A 14,507-nucleotide genomic window follows, 5' to 3' on the forward strand; every position below is an offset into this window, starting at 1 on the left:
AGTGGAGAATCTGATTGCGCTGCTGGTGGCAGCGCCCCTGCTCGGAGCGGCGGTGCTGCTGTGCGGCGGCCGGCGCCTCGACAAGTCCGGCCACTGGATCGGCACCCTGCTCGCGGCCGTCTCCTTCGGGATCGGCGCCGTCCTGTTCGCCGACATGCTGGGGCGCGGCGCCGAGGACCGGGCCATGCACCAGCGGCTGTTCAGCTGGGTGCCCGTGGAGGGCTTCCAGGCGGACATCGCCTTCCAGCTCGACCAGCTGTCGATGACCTTCGTCCTGCTGATCTCCGGGGTGGGCACGCTCATCCACGTGTACTCGATCGGGTACATGGAGCACGACGAGCGCCGCCGCCGCTTCTTCGGCTACCTGAACCTGTTCGTCGCGGCCATGCTGCTGCTGGTCGTCGCCGACAACTACCTGCTGCTGTACTTCGGCTGGGAGGGCGTGGGCCTCGCCTCGTACCTCCTGATCGGCTTCTGGCAGCACAAGCCCAGCGCGGCCACGGCCGCGAAGAAGGCCTTCCTGGTCAACCGGGTCGGCGACATGGGCCTGTCGATCGCGATCATGCTGATGTTCACCACCTTCGGGACCTTCGCCTTCGGGCCGGTGCTGGGCGCGGCGGGCACGGGGACATCAGTCGCTACCGCTCCGGTCTCCGAGGGCAAGCTGACGGCGATCGGCCTGATGCTGCTGCTGGCCGCCTGCGGCAAGTCGGCGCAGGTCCCGCTCCAGTCCTGGCTCGGTGACGCGATGGAGGGCCCGACCCCGGTCTCGGCCCTGATCCACGCGGCCACCATGGTGACGGCGGGTGTGTATCTGATCGTCCGCTCGGGCGCCATCTTCAACGGGGCGCCGGACGCGCAGCTCGCGGTCACCGTCGTGGGCGCGGTCACGCTGCTCTTCGGTGCGATCGTCGGTTGTGCGAAGGACGACATCAAGAAGGCCCTGGCGGGCTCGACGATGTCGCAGATCGGCTACATGATCCTCGCCGCGGGCCTCGGCCCGATCGGCTACGTCTTCGCGATCATGCACCTGGTCACCCACGGCTTCTTCAAGGCGGGCCTCTTCCTCGGCGCGGGTTCCGTGATGCACGGGATGAACGACGAGGTCGACATGCGCAAGTACGGGGGGCTGCGGAAGTACATGCCGGTCACCTTCGTGACCTTCGGACTCGGGTACCTGGCCATCATCGGCTTCCCGGGCCTGTCGGGCTTCTTCTCCAAGGACAAGATCATCGAGGCGGCCTTCGCGAAGGGCGGCACCGAGGGCTGGATCCTGGGATCGGTGGCCCTGCTGGGCGCGGCCATCACCGCGTTCTACATGACCCGCGTCATGCTCCTCACCTTCTTCGGTGAGAAGCGCTGGCAGCCGGCGCCCGACCCGGACACGACGCCCGGCGTGGAGCCCGGCATCGACGTGCACCCGGGAGAGCTGCCGCACCCGCACGAGTCCCCGAAGTCCATGACCATCCCGATGATCGTGCTGGCCTTCGGGTCGGTCTTCGCGGGCGGTCTGTTCGGTGTCGGCGACCGGTTCCTGAAGTGGCTGGAGCCCGTCACCGGGCACACGCACGGCCACCCGCCGGTCAGCGCCATGACGGTCACGCTGGCCACGATGGTGGTCCTCGTCATCGGCGTCGCCGTCGCCTGGGCGATGTACGGCCGGCGCCCCGTCCCCGTGGTCGCCCCGCGCGGGAGCTGGATCACCCGGGCGGCCCGACGGGACCTGCTCCAGGACGACTTCAACCACGTGGTGCTGGTGCGCGGCGGCGAGCACCTGACCCGCTCGCTCGTGTACGTCGACCACAGCCTGGTCGACGGGGTGGTCAACGGGACGGCCGCCTCGGTCGGCGGGCTCTCGGGCCGGCTGCGCAAGCTGCAGAACGGCTACGCCCGCAGCTACGCGGTCTCGATGTTCGGGGGCACGGCGATCCTGATCGCCGCGACCCTGCTGATGAGGGCGGTGTGAAATGAGTTTCCCGCTTCTGACGGTGACGGCCGCGGTCCCCGCGGTCGGCGCGATCCTGACGGCGGCCGTCCCGGCCGCCCGCAGGACCGCCGCCAAGTGGCTCGCGCTGCTCTTCTCGCTGGCGACACTGGCCCTGGCCGTGCTCGTCGCGGTCCGTTTCGAGCCCGGTGGCGACCGCTACCAGCTCACCGAATCCCGCCCCTGGATCGCCGACTTCGGCGTCCGCTACGAGTTGGGCGTGGACGGGATCGGGGTGGCGCTGATCGCGCTCACCGCGCTCCTGATCCCCTTCGTGATCGGGGCCGGCTGGCACGACGCCGACCCCCTGGAGACGCACTCTTCACGGTGGCGGCCGACGCAGGGCTTCTTCGCCCTGATCCTGCTGGTCGAGGCGATGGTGATCATCTCCTTCGAGGCCACCGACGTCTTCCTCTTCTACATCTTCTTCGAAGCCATGCTGATCCCGATGTACTTCCTCATCGGCGGCTTCGGGGACCGGGCACACTCCGGGACCGACGAGAACGCGGCCGCGCAGCGCTCGTACGCGGCGGTCAAGTTCCTCCTCTACAACCTGGTCGGCGGCCTGATCATGCTGGCCGCCGTCATCGGGCTGTACGTGGTCGCCGGGAACTTCTCGCTCCAGGAGATCGCCGCCGCCCGCGCCGCGGGCACGCTCGACATGGCGACCAACACCGAGCGGCTGCTGTTCCTCGGCTTCTTCTTCGCCTTCGCGGTGAAGGCCCCGCTGTGGCCGCTGCACACCTGGCTGCCGAACGCGATGGGCGAGGCCACGGCCCCGGTCGCCGTGCTGATCACCGCGGTCGTCGACAAGGTCGGCACCTTCGCGATGCTCCGCTTCTGCCTCGGGCTCTTCCCGGAGGCCAGCAAGTGGGCCACGCCGGTGATCCTCGTCCTGGCACTGATCAGCATCGTCTACGGCGCGCTGGTCGCGGTCGGGCAGCGCGACATCAAGCGGCTGGTGGCGTACGCCTCCATCTCGCACTTCGGCTTCATCATCCTGGGCATCTTCGCGATGACCTCCCAGGGCCAGTCGGGTGCGACGCTCTACATGGTCAACCACGGGATCTCGACGGCGGCGCTGATGCTGGTCGCCGGCTTCCTGATCTCGCGGCGCGGCTCGCGCCTCATCGCCGACTACGGCGGCGTCCAGAAGGTCGCCCCGGTCCTCGCCGGCACCTTCCTGATCGGCGGACTCGCGACCCTCTCGCTGCCGGGCCTCGCGCCCTTCGTCAGTGAGTTCCTGGTCCTGGTCGGCACGTTCGCCCGGTACCCGGTCGTCGGCATCATCGCCACCATCGGCATCGTGCTCGCCGCGCTCTACACGCTGGTGCTCTACCAGCGCACGATGACCGGCCCCGTGAAGGAGGAGGTCCGCACCATGCCGGACCTGCGCCTGCGGGAGATGCTGGTGGTCGCCCCGCTGATCGCGCTGCTGATCGGGCTGGGCGTCTACCCGAAGGTGCTCACCGACATCGTCAACCCGGCGGTGGAGCACACCATGTCGGATGTTCAGCAGACGGACCCGAAGCCCGAGGTCGCCGTCGAAGCCAAGAACGGGGAGGCGGCGAAGTGAGCGCATCGACTTCCGCCCACAGCCTGTGGACGCTGGCGGCCGACGGACCCGTCGACCGGATCCCGGCACCGACCATCGAGTACGCGCAGCTCGCGCCCACGCTGATCGTGGTGGGCGCGGCGGTCCTCGGGATCCTCGTCGAGGCCTTCGTGCCCCGCAAGTCCCGTTACTACGTGCAGGTGTTCCTCGCCGTCGCCGCGCTGGCCTCGGCCTTCGCGGCGGTCGTCGGCCTCGCGGCCGGCGGGTACGGCTCCACCAAGGCCCACATCGCCGCCATGGGTGCCATCGCGGTGGACGGCCCGGCGCTCTTCCTCCAGGGCACCATCCTGCTGGCGTCGATCGTCGCGATCTTCACCTTCGCCGAGCGGCGCCTGGACCCGGCCGCGCACGGCAACCGGGTGGACTCCTTCGCCGCCCAGGCGGCGTCCGTACCGGGCAGCGAGAGCGAGAAGGCCGCCGTCAAGGCGGGCTTCAGCACCACCGAGGTCTTCCCGCTGGCCCTGTTCGCGATCGCCGGAATGCTGATCTTCCCGGCGGCCAACGACCTGCTGACGCTGTTCATCGCGCTGGAGGTCTTCTCCCTCCCGCTCTACCTGCTCTGCGCCGTCGCCCGCCGCCAGCGGCTGATGTCGCAGGAGGCCGCGGTGAAGTACTTCCTGCTGGGCGCCTTCTCCTCCGCCTTCCTCCTCTTCGGCATCGCGCTGCTCTACGGGTACGCGGGCTCGGTCTCGTACGCGGTGATCGCCGACGTGGTCGACGGCACGGTCACGAAGATCGACCCGGCGCTCGCCTCCACCATGGGCAATGACGCGCTGCTGCTGATCGGCGGCGCGCTGATCCTGATGGGCCTGCTGTTCAAGGTCGGTGCGGTCCCCTTCCACATGTGGACCCCGGACGTCTACCAGGGCGCCCCGACCCCGGTCACCGGCTTCATGGCGGCCGCGACGAAGGTGGCCGCCTTCGGCGCCCTCCTGCGGCTGCTCTACGTGGTGCTGCCGGGCCTGCGGTGGGACTGGCGGCCGGTGATGTGGGGGGTGGCCATCGTCACCATGCTGGCCGGTGCGGTGATCGCCGTGACCCAGACCGACGTCAAGCGGCTCCTCGCCTACTCCTCGATCGCGCACGCGGGCTTCATCCTGGCCGGTGTGATCGCGACCTCGGAGGAGGGCGTCAAGTCCGTCCTCTTCTACCTGGCCGCGTACTCCTTCGTGACGATCGGCGCCTTCGCGGTGGTCACGCTGGTGCGCGACGCGGGCGGTGAGGCCACGCACCTGTCCAAGTGGGCGGGGCTGGGCCGCCGTTCGCCGCTCACGGCGGCCGTCTTCGCGGTGTTCCTGCTGGCCTTCGCCGGCATCCCGCTGACCTCGGGCTTCGCGGGCAAGTTCGCCGTGTTCAAGGCGGCGGCGGAGGGCGGCGCGGGGGCGCTGGTCGTGGTCGGTGTCATCTCGTCCGCGATCGCCGCGTTCTTCTACATCCGGGTGATCGTCCTGATGTTCTTCAGCGAGCCGAAGGCCGACGGTCCGACGGTGGCCGTCCCCTCGCCGCTGACGATGACGACCATCGCGGTGGGCGTCGCGGTCACGCTGGTCCTGGGCGTGGCCCCGCAGTACTTCCTGGACCTGGCGGGGCAGGCGAGCACGTTCGTCCGCTGACCGGCTGGTGCATGGCCGAGGGCCCGGCTCCCCTTGGGGGGAGCCGGGCCCTTTGCCGCGCCCTACCGCGCGTTGCGCCGGCCGAGCACGATCTGGCCGAGGTCCAGATCGATGGGGAAGGGGTCGGAGACCCGCCGGAGTCTCGCGAGTGCGTTCAGCTTATCGCCGGAGTTCTCGCGAAAAGCCGCCCTTACGGGTGAGTCATATGCCCGGCGCACTTGAGGGACGGGTTCCAGTTGTGGAAGCGGCCGGCCGGGTTCTTCTCGTACGCCCACATGTGGAGGTCGTAGTGCTTGGGCATGCCCGCCCAGTGGCCGGGCATGGGCCCGTCGAAGGGCAGCCCGAACATGCTCGGCCGGTCGTCGGTGGTCTTCAGGTTCTGGTCGCGGTCGGTGGACATCCATTCCACGGTCTGCAGCTTGCGACGGCCGCTGCGGTCCTTCTCGGCGCTGTAGAGGAGGGCGGTCGGCCTGCTCGGGTCCAGCGAGCCCCAGTTGGCCTCCTTGACGTAGTGGTAGCCCATGGAGCCCACCCCGAACGGGTTGGTCATGCACTCCTTGCCGTGCGGGACGTACCCGTCCTTGAGCGCCTGCTGCTCGTCCACGTACTTGGCCGTCACCCGGATCGCCGTCGCCATGTCCGCCATGGCCCTGGGGTTGCGCGGGTCGGGTGCGGGTCCTTCGACGCCGTGCGCCGGGGCCATGGCGGCCAGGCCGATCGACGCGGCGACCGCACAGGTCAGGGCAGCCTTGCGAATACGGGCGGACATCGGGACTCCTGCCGTTCGGGGGCTTTCGTCCACCTTCCCGGCGCCCTGCGGCCGGTGCACGCGGCGCGCCTCCGAACGGGGGTTCAGGGCCGGGTCGTGCCGGGGAGGCAGCGCACCTCCGGGTTGTACGTCGCATACATGCCGGCGGGGTTGGGCTTCCACAGCCAGACGTGCAGGGCGTAGTGGACCTTCTGGCCCTTGAAGCGGCCCGGCAGCGGCCCCTTGAAGGGCTGCCCGAAGAGCCGCGGGCGGTCGTCGTCCGTCTCGAGCTTCCCGTCCCGGTCCATGACGACCCATTCGAGGGCGACCAGCCTGCGGCGGCCCGACGGGTCGTCCTCGTAGAGCAGGGCGGCCGGCTTCTCGGGGTCGAGGGAGTCGTCGTACGCGTGGTTGAAGTGCGGGTAGCCCAGGGCCCCGCCGCCCGCCGGGTCGGCCACGCAGTACCGGTCGGGGACGTACCCGGCCGCGGTCGCCACCGGCTCCCGTACGTACCGGGAGCTCGCCAGGACGGCCCGGGTGAGGGCCGCCCAGGCCGCCGGGCCCTGCTCGGGGCCGGGACGGGCGGCGGCGGGTCCCGCCGGGGCGGTGAGGGCCGCCGCGGCGGCGAGGGCCAGGGCCAGGGCGAGCATGCCGGTACGAGAGGCCATACGGGGACTCCTGGTTCGAGGGGCCGAAGCCCCAGGAGCATCACCCGCGAGCCGCCCTGCGGCCAGGCGGCGGGCCGGGCGGGGCCGTCAGGCCGCCCGGGCGGCGTACGCGCGGACGTCCGCCCGGCCGGTGCCCTGGCGCTCCACCAGCTGCTCGCCGCGCAGCAGGTCTCGGCGGGGCGGCGGAAAGATCCGCCACCCCGCCGACCAAAGGAGGGACTAGCGCGATCCCACGATGCGGCCGGTGACCTCGCCGAGGCCGACGCGCGTGGCGTCCGGGCCGGGGGCCCAGGCGGTGAGGGTGACGGTGTCCCCGTCCTCCAGGAAGGTGCGCTTGCCGTCGGCGAGCTCGATGGCGTCGCGGCCGTTCCAGGTGAGCTCCAGCAGCGAGCCGCGCTGGCCGGCCTCGGGGCCGCTGACGGTGCCGGAGCCGTAGACGTCGCCCGTGCGCAGGGAGGCGCCGTTGACGGTCATGTGCGCGAGCTGCTGGGCGGCGGTCCAGTACATCGACGCGAACGGCGGCTGCGCGACCTCCTGACCGTTGATGGAGACGCTGATGTGCAGGTCGAAGCCGCCGGGGCGGTCGAGGGCGGCGTCGTCGAGGTAGGGCAGGAGCGGGAAGTCCCGGGCCGGCGGGGTCACGCGGGCTGCGTCCAGGGCCTCCAGCGGGGTGACCCAGGCGGAGACGGAGGTCGCGAAGGACTTGCCGAGGAAGGGGCCGAGCGGCACGTACTCCCAGGCCTGGATGTCCCGCGCCGACCAGTCGTTGAGCAGGAACAGCCCGAAGACGTGGTCCTCGAAGGCGCCCAGCGGCACCGGGCTGCCGAGCTCGGACGGGGCGCCGACGACGAAGCCGACCTCGGCCTCGATGTCGAGCTTGACGGACGGGCCGAAGACGGGCGCCGGGTCGGTGGGGGCCTTGCGCTGCCCGGAGGGCCGTACGACGTCGGTCCCGGAGACCACGATGGTGCCGGAGCGGCCGTGGTAACCGATGGGCAGGTGCTTCCAGTTCGGGGTCAGCGCGTCGCCGTCCGGGCGGAAGATCCGCCCGACGTTGGTGGCGTGGTGCTCGCTCGCGTAGAAGTCGACGTAGTCGGCGACCTCGTACGGCAGGTGCAGCGTGACCTCGTCCAGCGCCAGCAGGTGCGGCTCCACGGCGGGGCGGTGGCCGGGGTCGGTCACCCAGGCGGTCAGCGCGCGGCGCACGTCGCGCCAGGCGGTGCGCCCGGCGGCCAGCAGCGGGTTCAGGGAGGGCTGCCCGAGCAGCCCGGCGTACGGGGATCCGAGCGCGGCCGCGGCCGCCCCCGCGTCGAGGACGTACCCGCCGATGCGCACACCGATCCGGCGGCGGTCCTCCTCGGCGGTCGAGAAGACGCCGTAGGGGAGGTTGTGCGGCCCGAACGGGTCGCCCTCGGGAACATCGAGGGGGCTCTGCTGGGGCATGGGGTGCTGCCTCGCTTTCGACGCGGTCCGGGGGTGTCCCGGGGGGCTGTTGACACGTTACGTGGCTGGTGGTGTCGGCGGGAGGCCGGATTCGGGCGCTATTTGTAGGACTTGTCCAAAGGGGTCCGTATCCTTGGCGCCGTGACTTCCGCCCCGCCTCCGGCCCTCCCCTATGCCTTGATCGCCACTGACCTGGACGGGACTCTGCTGCGCGCCGGGGACACCGTCTCCGCCCGCTCGTACGAGGCGCTCGCGAAAGCCCGTGCGGCCGGCGCCCGGCACATCATCGTCACCGGCCGCCCCGTCCCACAGGTCCGACACGTCCTGGACGGGCTCGGTTACACAGGGCTCGCGGTGTGCGGGCAGGGCGCGCAGGTGTACGACGCGGCGCGCGGACGCCTGCTGCACTCCGTGTCCATGGACCGGGAACTGGCCGAGGTGGCCCTCGGCAAGATCGAGGCGGAGATCGGCGAGGTCTACGCGGCGGTCAACCAGGAGAGTGTGGACGCGGAGATGCTGATAGGGCCCGGCTACCGGATGTGGCATCCGCACCTGCCGACGGTGTCGGTGCCGCGGCGGTCGGACCTGTGGGCCTCGCCGATCAACAAGGTGCTGCTGCAGCATCCGGAGCTGGACGACGACGAGCTGACGCGGGTGGCGCGGGCGGTGGTCGGGGACCTGGTGAACGTCACGATGGCGGGGGAGCACACGGTGGAGCTCCAGCCGCCGGGGATCGACAAGGCCAGCGGGCTGGCGCGGGCGGCGGAAGTCCTGGGTGCGTCCCCCGCCGGGACGATCGCCTTCGGGGACATGCCGAACGACATCCCGATGTTCGCCTGGGCCGCGCACGGGGTGGCCATGGCCAACGCCCACCGCGAGCTGGTCGCGGTGGCCGACGAGCTGACGCTGTCGAACGAGGCGGACGGCATCGCGGTGGTCCTGGAACGGCTCTACGGCTGACACCGCGGTTCAGAGCAGCCGCGCCGCCGTGTGGCCGGCCACCGCCACCAGGGCCGCGGCCAGGAAGCACACGCCCCACCGGATGAACCGGTACTTGCGCGCCAGGATGCCGCTCAGGTCGCGCAGTTGGGTCAGCAGCCAGGGCACGCGGGCGGCGCCGGCCCGGGCGACCTGCGCCAGCAGGAGTTCCGGTGCCGTGCCGGGCAGCGCGTCGCCGTGGTACGTCAGGCCCGCTCCCGCCCGCAGCGTCCCGGTGCGCGGGAGCACGGCCCCGATCAGCAGGAGCACCCCGGCCGGCCACAGCACCCCCGCCGCGGCGAGGAGCACCAGCCCGGCCGTCCCGGTGCCGTCCGCCGGGAGCCGGGCCAGCGCGAGGACCGGCAGGGCGAGGGCGCCGGAGAGCAGGATGGCGGCCTTGGTGTCGGCGCGGCCGATGTCCTCGCGCACCTGCGCCACGAGGCGCTCGGCCACGTACCGGGCGGGCTCGTCGTCGTCGGTGCCGGTGCCGGTGCCGGTGCCGGTGTTGTCGGTGCTGGTGTCGGTGCCGTTGTCCACGGAGCTCAGCCTCCGTCGGAAGGCGGGGCCTTCGGGGCCTTCGGGGTCTTCGGGTCCGGTGGGACCGGTGGGACCGGTGGGACAGGCGGCAGCGGCGGGGGCATCGGCAGCGCGCCCGACTCGGGCGGCAGCAGGTTCGCGTCGGCGAGCCGGCCGGCGGTGTCCTTCGCGTAGTCCAGCAGCCGCTGCGTCTGCTCGTCGATCTGGTGGCGCTGGACGACACCCTGGTCCACGAGCCGGTTGAGCATGGCCAGGGCTCCGGTGCGCTGCTCCTTGACCTGTGCCTGGAGGTACAGGACGATCTGGGCCGCCTCCGCGGGGTTCTGCGCCACCAGCCCGGCCAGCTGCTCCGTGTGGCCCGCGTGGATCAGTTCCCGCGCGTACTCCATGTTCTGCGCGGCCCGCACCCGCAGGGTCTCGTCCTCGGTGAGCACCTTGGACCGCATGCGCGCGGCTTCGCCCAGGTCGATGCGCAGGAACACCCGGGTGGTCAGGCCCAGGTCGGCGCCGAGGTCCGCCCAGTGCCCCTGCGCCAGCGCCGACTGGATCGCCTCGTCGGCGGCCTGCGCCTGGTCGAGGGTGAAGCGGCGGCTGACCGGGCGCAGCCGCTCGTGGAGTTCCGGCAGCAGCATCTGCGCCACGTCGGTGACCCGCTTGCGCGCGGCGACGAGGAAGTCGCGCACCTCCCACTTCACATCCGCCTCGGCAACAAAGTCCGCCTGGTCGCCGAAGGAGGGCAGCGACAGCCTGAAGGAGGACTGGTGGAGGCCTCCCGCGATGAGGCAGACCGCCGACGGACGTCCCCAGAAGGGCTTGTCGACGTGGCGGACCTCGCCGAGCGAGACCACGCTGTGGCCGCCGTTGCGGTAGAAGAGGACGGCGGTGAACTGACTGCTGCTGTGCCGGTAGGCCGCACCCGGCTGGATCTCGCGGAAGAAGGGGCCTGCAAGCTGCGCGGGAAGCATGTCGGAGTAGTTGTGCGGGAAACCCGGGCCGCCGGGCGCGCCCGGCGGGCGCCACGGGGGCTGCGGCTGGAACGGGGTGGGGTACGTCATCGTGCTCCCTCTCGAAGAACGGCCGTCAGGAGCGCGCGCGCATGCTCCTGGGGCAGTGGGCGGTGCGGGTCCTCGCTCAGCTCCTCGATGACCGCGGTGATCCGCCGGCGGTCGTCGTCGGTACGGATGAGCAGGGGGAGGAATTCGGCCAGTTCCCGGTCCCAGGGCCGGCCCGCCGAATCACGGCACCACTCCTGTACGCACCGCAGCGCCATGCGGTAGGAACGCCCGGTCATCAGCGCGGTCCACAGCAGGCCGGCGAGATCGGGGGCGAGCTCCGGCCGTACCTGGGCCACGGCGATCATCAGGGGCCGGCCCGGCCAGGAATCGAGCTCCGGCGACCGGTTCCACAGGTCGTCCACCACCGTGCTCGCCAGGAAGGCCGACGCCATCAGTCCCAGGTCCTGCGTGTGGGTCCGCTTGTCGCCGAGCCAGGCGCGCACGCGCCGTACGGCCAGGGGGTCGAGCGTGGTGCCGAGCAGTTCCGCCACCGCCGCGCCGGCGTCGACGGCCGGTTCGGGGTCCTTCCCGGCGCCGATGGAGGCCAGCAGGTCCAGGGACTCCGCGAGGGAGGCCGTGACCACTCCCTTTCCCACGGCGAGTGCCGCGGTGGACCGCAGGTACCGGTTGTCGACGTGCGCCCAGTGCCCGACCACCGAGCGGACGGCGGCGCCCGTCTCCGGGTGGGCCGAGGGGAGTCCGAGGGCGGTGGCCGCCGCCCGGCGCAGCCGGAACTCCTCCGAGCCGGCGAGTACGTGGATCAGGCGCGGGATGGTGTCGGCGCAGTCGAGCCGGCAGAGCATTCCGGCCGCGAGCGCCGCCCGCACCCAGACGGTGGAGCTGAGGTCGTCGCACAGGGCCGTCAGCCAGCGCATGACGGGCCCGCGCAGGTTGTGGTGGTGCTCCCACAGCTGGCCCAGCACGGCCGCTGTCAGCCGCTGCCCCCGGAATCGCACCGTCCGGACCGGGACCTCCTCCTGGCCCAGCAGGACGATGCCGGGCTCGGCCACCGCGCGCGCGGAGTCCAGGCGGGCCTCCAGCAGTCCGTCCGCGAACAGGGGCCGGCCCGGGGCGGATTCGGGGTCGGCGGTCACCGCAAGCTCCCAGGCCAGCAGCTCCGATGCCTCGGCGACGGCGCTCAGGGGGGCGCCCCCCAGCACCGCGACGGCGATCCGGAACGCGCACTCCCGCAGCCCGGCCGGGGTCTGGGAGCCCTCGCCGAACCACTCGGCCGCCTGCTCGGCCGCGATGGCCTCGCAGGCGACGAGCAGTTCGGGCAGCGGCAGTTCACCCGTCACGTGCCGCTCCAGCAGACCGGCGAGCCGCGCCGCCTCCGAGGGGCGCAGTTCGTCCAGCCCGAGGGCGTCGGCCACCTCGGGGCTCCCGGAGACGCCCCGGGCCAGGGAGAGGAGTTCGGGGCGCACCGCGAAGGCGGCCTCCAGGTGAGCGTCGCGGATCAGCACGTCGGCCGGCGGCCGGTGGGGCTGGAGGTACCGGGCGGAGGAGTTCCGGGCGGCGCCGGGGTCGGCCGAGGCGATGAGGACCGCGTACGCCTCCTTCGCGTGCAGCAGGTCGCGCAGCCGGTCCAGCCACATTCCGTCGGGCAGCCCGCCGACCGGCTCCAGCACGTAGCCGTGCCCGGCGCGGATGTGCTCGGCGTCGAGGGTGTCCAAACCGGTCTGGGGGGCCAGTCGGGAGACCCGGCCCCGGGTGAGGTCGTCGAGGAGGGAGACGGCGGTGAAGGCGCGTCCGGTGCCGGGCCGGGCGTCGAGCACGATCAGCCGGTCCGTGCCGAGCCTGAGCTTGTACGTGGCGTACGCGGGGGGTTCGCGGAAGGTGCTCCGTACGGTCCGCAGCTCCTCCTCGGGGACCGGCCCGGCCAGGACCCGGCGCGCGGTGCCGGCGCCGATGTGGACCGTGCCGACCCGGCCCATGGAGACGTAGCTGCTCGCGCCGTGCAGGCTGAAGGCCGCACGGGCCTGGCGGTAGGTGTGGGCGGCGGCCGCGTCGTCGCCCGGCAGGGCGGCCTCCTCGCCCGTCGCCGCGAAGAGGTCTGGCTCCGGCGCGCCGTGCGGTGGCGCGTCCTGGGGCTGCGGGCCCTGCGGCTGTGGGTGCTGGGGCTGCGGCTCCGGCGGGGGCTGCTCGTGGTTCACCGTTCACCGCCGGCCAGGTCGCCGAAGTGGAAGGTGTCGACGCGCTCGATGTGGCCGATGGCCCGTCCGTGGTCGTGCACGGAAATGGTCGTCCCGCCGGTGCCGGTGCCGGTGACGGTGCTGGTGCTGGCGTCCTGCCGCCCGGGGTCGGCCGGGCCGCCGCCCGCCGCCGGCGCGGCCGGGCGCGCGGGGGCCGGCGGGGTCGTCAGGCCCGGGACCGTGATCCACGCGGTCGTCTCGCCCTCCTTGATCCTGACCGTGTGCCGCCGGTAGCGCTCCGGTTCCACCCACCGGCCGCCGCCGCGCACCACGTCCTCGTAGAAGGCGTCCGAGGTGACCACGACCAGGTGGGCGGGGTCGGCCGCGGCGAGGACGCCCTTCGCCGCCTCGCAGTCGGCCAGCCGGACGGCGAGGTCGACCGAGCGGCCGGACCAGCCGTGGGCGTCCCGGGTCACCGGCCCGCTGTTCAGCCCGACGCGCAGGCGCAGCGGCCGGCGCAGCGGGCGGTTGGCCGCGCGCAGGTTCTCCCGCAGGTACTCGACCCACTCCCCGGCGATCCGCCCGGCCGGGACGCTGCCGTCCATGACGGCCAGTACCCCGTCACCCCGGTCCTCCTGGGTGAGCAGCCCGGCCACCCGGGCCTCCTCGAAGGCCTTGCCGGTCACCTCGTAGACGAGGGCCCGCAGCGCGGGCCGGTCCGCGTCCGGTACCGCGCCGGACCGCTGGGCGTCGATGCTGATGGTCAGCCGGTGCAGGGTTTCGCCGTCCATGACAACTCCCGTGAAGGGGCGGGTGGGTTGGTGCCACGATCCCGTGCGGGCCGACGGCGCGCTGTGGCCGTTTACACAGCGCTGCCGTTCACACGGGGGGCAGTTCACCCGGCCGACGGCGTGCGGCCGCGGACGGGGATCGGGGATCGGTTCACACCGTGGCCGCGAGCAGCCGCAGCGGCTCCAGGTCGCCGAGGGTGAGCGCGTTCGGGCCGGTCCGCACCAGCCCCTGGTCGCGCAGCAGCCGCAGCGCCTTGGCCACCGCCTCCCGCCCCGAGCCCACCGCGGCTGCCAGCTCGTGCTGGGCCAGCGGGAGCAGGATCACGGTGGAGCCCCGCTCCTCCCGCCCCGCCCGGTCGGCGAGTTCGACGAGCGTCCCGCACAGTCGCTGGAGCACGGTCAGCGAGGCGAGGGAGCGCCGCTCGCCGTCGGAGCTGCGCAGCCGGGCGGTCAGCTGTGTCATGACCAGTCCGGAGGCGTGCGGGCTGCCGGCGAGGAACCGGCGGAACCGGCTCCCGTCGACGGTCAGCGCCTCCACCGGGCCCAGGGCGCTCACCGAGGCGCTGCGCGGATGCCCGTCGAGTGCGGCCATCTCGCCGATCAGCTCGCCGGCCGTCCGCAGTCCGAGGATCAGCCGGCCGCCGCGCTCGGTGGGCAGCCAGACCACGCACCAGCCGTTGAGGATCACCACGAGGTGGTCGCCGGGGCTGCCCTCGCTCATCAGCGTGTGCCGGTCGGCGTAGGAGCGGCGGGCGCCGAGGCCGAGGAGCGTGGCGCGGTCGTGCGGGCCCAGACGCTGGAGCAGTGCGTGTCGCTCACCGAACAGCCCCATGGGCCCCTCCCGGTGCGGTGACGGTGGGGGCTCAGGCTAACTTGCCGTCCGGAGCCCGCAAGTGCCTTTCCAGAAAGGGTTGTTGGTCGGTGTGGTCTGGGGTTGTTGGTC

12 protein-coding genes are annotated in these 14,507 nt (G+C 72.4%); 4 read left to right on the forward strand and 8 right to left on the reverse strand.

What is annotated here, in order from left to right:
• Position 1 precedes the first annotated feature (1 nt).
• The 3 genes from nuoL to nuoN are packed head-to-tail and all read left to right on the forward strand — an operon-like array spanning position 2 to position 5,212.
• Entirely contained in the window at positions 2 to 1,966 is a 1,965-nt protein-coding gene (gene nuoL / locus ACZ45T_RS23670) for an NADH-quinone oxidoreductase subunit L (RefSeq protein ID WP_468444414.1), read from the forward strand.
• A gap of 1 nt (position 1,967) precedes the next feature.
• Positions 1,968 to 3,560 carry an NADH-quinone oxidoreductase subunit M gene (locus ACZ45T_RS23675; RefSeq protein ID WP_468444416.1) on the forward strand — a complete coding sequence of 531 codons (1,593 nt, stop codon included), beginning with the start codon at positions 1,968 to 1,970 and terminating at the stop codon, positions 3,558 to 3,560.
• On the forward strand, positions 3,557 to 5,212 hold the full coding sequence (gene nuoN, locus ACZ45T_RS23680) for an NADH-quinone oxidoreductase subunit NuoN (RefSeq protein WP_468444418.1): 1,656 nt from the start codon (positions 3,557 to 3,559) through the stop codon (positions 5,210 to 5,212). The genes ACZ45T_RS23675 and nuoN overlap by 4 nt, the downstream gene beginning before the upstream one ends.
• Positions 5,213 to 5,402: 190 nt before the next feature.
• Here the strand turns inward: nuoN and ACZ45T_RS23685 are convergent, their stop codons facing one another.
• The 3 genes from ACZ45T_RS23685 to fahA all read right to left on the reverse strand — a co-directional run bounded on the left by ACZ45T_RS23685 (position 5,403) and on the right by fahA (position 8,071).
• Positions 5,403 to 5,981, reverse strand: coding sequence for a hypothetical protein (locus ACZ45T_RS23685; protein ID WP_468444420.1), 579 nt, complete (start codon positions 5,979 to 5,981; stop codon positions 5,403 to 5,405).
• Positions 5,982 to 6,064: 83 nt separating this feature from the next.
• Positions 6,065 to 6,628 (reverse strand): hypothetical protein, encoded by a 564-nt coding sequence (locus ACZ45T_RS23690; RefSeq protein ID WP_468444422.1) that lies wholly within the window; start codon positions 6,626 to 6,628, stop codon positions 6,065 to 6,067.
• A 219-nt stretch (positions 6,629 to 6,847) separates the two neighbouring features.
• Positions 6,848 to 8,071 (reverse strand): fumarylacetoacetase, encoded by a 1,224-nt coding sequence (fahA, locus tag ACZ45T_RS23695; protein WP_468444424.1) that lies wholly within the window; start codon positions 8,069 to 8,071, stop codon positions 6,848 to 6,850.
• A gap of 141 nt (positions 8,072 to 8,212) precedes the next feature.
• On the opposite strand from fahA, the gene ACZ45T_RS23700 reads away from it, so the two are divergent.
• Complete coding sequence (locus tag ACZ45T_RS23700) at positions 8,213 to 9,031, forward strand: HAD family hydrolase (RefSeq protein WP_468444426.1); 819 nt, start codon at positions 8,213 to 8,215, stop codon at positions 9,029 to 9,031.
• A gap of 9 nt (positions 9,032 to 9,040) precedes the next feature.
• Here ACZ45T_RS23700 and ACZ45T_RS23705 read toward each other — a convergent pair whose 3' ends face one another.
• The 5 genes from ACZ45T_RS23705 to ACZ45T_RS23725 all read right to left on the reverse strand — a co-directional run bounded on the left by ACZ45T_RS23705 (position 9,041) and on the right by ACZ45T_RS23725 (position 14,396).
• Positions 9,041 to 9,586 carry a Pycsar system effector family protein gene (locus tag ACZ45T_RS23705; protein WP_468444428.1) on the reverse strand — a complete coding sequence of 182 codons (546 nt, stop codon included), beginning with the start codon at positions 9,584 to 9,586 and terminating at the stop codon, positions 9,041 to 9,043.
• A gap of 5 nt (positions 9,587 to 9,591) precedes the next feature.
• A complete protein-coding gene (locus ACZ45T_RS23710; RefSeq protein ID WP_468444430.1) occupies positions 9,592 to 10,641 on the reverse strand; it encodes a hypothetical protein in 1,050 nt (349 codons plus the stop codon).
• Positions 10,638 to 12,794 carry a hypothetical protein gene (locus tag ACZ45T_RS23715; RefSeq protein ID WP_468444432.1) on the reverse strand — a complete coding sequence of 719 codons (2,157 nt, stop codon included), beginning with the start codon at positions 12,792 to 12,794 and terminating at the stop codon, positions 10,638 to 10,640. The genes ACZ45T_RS23710 and ACZ45T_RS23715 overlap by 4 nt, the downstream gene beginning before the upstream one ends.
• Positions 12,791 to 13,564, reverse strand: a complete 774-nt coding sequence (locus tag ACZ45T_RS23720) for a hypothetical protein (protein WP_468444434.1) — start codon at positions 13,562 to 13,564, stop codon at positions 12,791 to 12,793. Before ACZ45T_RS23720 ends, ACZ45T_RS23715 begins: the two co-directional genes overlap by 4 nt.
• 151 nt (positions 13,565 to 13,715) lie before the next feature.
• Complete coding sequence (locus tag ACZ45T_RS23725; RefSeq protein WP_468444436.1) at positions 13,716 to 14,396, reverse strand: Crp/Fnr family transcriptional regulator; 681 nt, start codon at positions 14,394 to 14,396, stop codon at positions 13,716 to 13,718.
• Between the last annotated feature and the right edge of the window lie 111 nt (positions 14,397 to 14,507).

Source organism: Streptomyces sp. NPDC030995, from assembly GCF_055571215.1.